Origin of the sequence: Vibrio sp. 1562 (assembly GCF_033340155.1) — a bacterium.
In the GTDB taxonomy this organism is placed as follows: Bacteria; Pseudomonadota; Gammaproteobacteria; order Enterobacterales; family Vibrionaceae; genus Vibrio; species Vibrio alginolyticus.
The window spans coordinates 1-1274 of the sequence record NZ_JAWOVY010000089.1 but is presented as its reverse complement, the minus strand read 5'-3'; the positions used below and the strand labels follow the sequence as shown (position 1 = coordinate 1274).

Below are 1274 nucleotides of genomic sequence, written 5' to 3'. Positions count from 1 at the left end.
ATATACGCGAGCGAATTTGATAACGACCGCGATGAAGTGGTTGAGCGCGCCTTAACTCAAGGCATCACTAAAATTTTGCTGCCGAATATCGATCTGGACTCGATTGAACCGATGCTGCAGACCGAAGCAGCGTATCCGGAAGTGTGCCACTCAATGATGGGTTTGCACCCATGTTACGTTGATAGCAACGTTGATCAAACGCTAGAAATCATCCGAGGCTGGTTCGAAAAACACAACTTTATCGCCGTGGGCGAAATCGGCATCGACCTGTATTGGGATAAAACCTACCGAGCAGAGCAAGAGATGGCTTTCGTAACCCAACTCAATTGGGCAAAAGAGATGGATTTACCTGTGGTGATCCACACCCGTGATTCCATCGAAGAAACGCTGACTCTGCTTCGTCAAGAGCAAGACGGTCGCCTGCGTGGCGTGTTCCATTGTTTTGGTGGCAGCTTAGAAGAGGCACGAGCAATTAACGAGTTGGGCTTCCACCTTGGTTTAGGCGGTGTATCGACGTTTAAAAACGGCGGCATGGACCAAGTCATTCCACACTTAGACATGCAATGGGTCATCGTAGAAACAGACTGCCCAGAGTTGGCGCCGGTGCCGCATCGCGGTAAACGCAAGGAGCCAGCTTACACATCGCTCGTCGCGCAGCGAGTGGCAGACTTGCGTGGCGAAGAGGTCGCAACCATAGATGCTATCACCACGGAAAATGCAAAAAGCTTATTCAAGATTTAAGCAAGACAACAAACGCAACAAGCGGCCACACTAGGTCGCTTTTTTATTGCCTAAACGGTTGGGTGAAAAGGCCAAACCTGAAACGATTCAACTAGCAATACTGTAGTGTTGATAGACATAACTATTAACTTGTAACCCTACCCACTTCGCATCATGCGTATTCCATCAGTACGCTTCTTGTGACTGTCGACAACTCGACACATTCTTTTCTTATACTGCTATTCGCCTACGTCTTAGCACAGGTGTAAAACAACATGAATACGGATATTGAAATGTGTACACATGGTGCTTACTTGCAACGCGTACCACGCAACTTTTTTCAAAAGCTGCTAGGCATCAAAGAAGTTTATGTCTGTACTAAATGTGGTTACGTGTTGAAAGTTAAGTAGTTAGCCCAAAATAGCAAACCAACCGCAACAAAAAAGCGGCTCATTTGAGCCGCTTTTTACTGTCTAAAAACTGAAGGATTACTCCTCTTCTTCCTCATCTTTACGAGTGTAAAAACGAGCAAAGAACAGACCAACCTCAAACAG

At 46.4% G+C, this 1274-nt stretch carries 2 protein-coding genes; both read left to right on the top strand.

The window, feature by feature from the left end; translation table 11 throughout:
* Positions 1 to 741 (top strand): TatD family hydrolase (locus tag R7Z49_RS23360; RefSeq protein WP_318112119.1); only part of this gene is annotated, 741 nt, incomplete at its 5' end.
* A gap of 254 nt (positions 742 to 995) precedes the next feature.
* On the top strand, positions 996 to 1130 hold the full coding sequence (locus R7Z49_RS23355) for a hypothetical protein (RefSeq protein WP_005478679.1): 135 nt from the start codon (positions 996 to 998) through the stop codon (positions 1128 to 1130).
* Positions 1131 to 1274 lie beyond the last annotated feature (144 nt).

Coding starts and splice junctions, on each gene's coding strand:
- R7Z49_RS23355 (WP_005478679.1), top strand. CDS start 996: ATGAATACGGATATTGAAATGTGTACACATGGTGCTTACTTGCAACGC.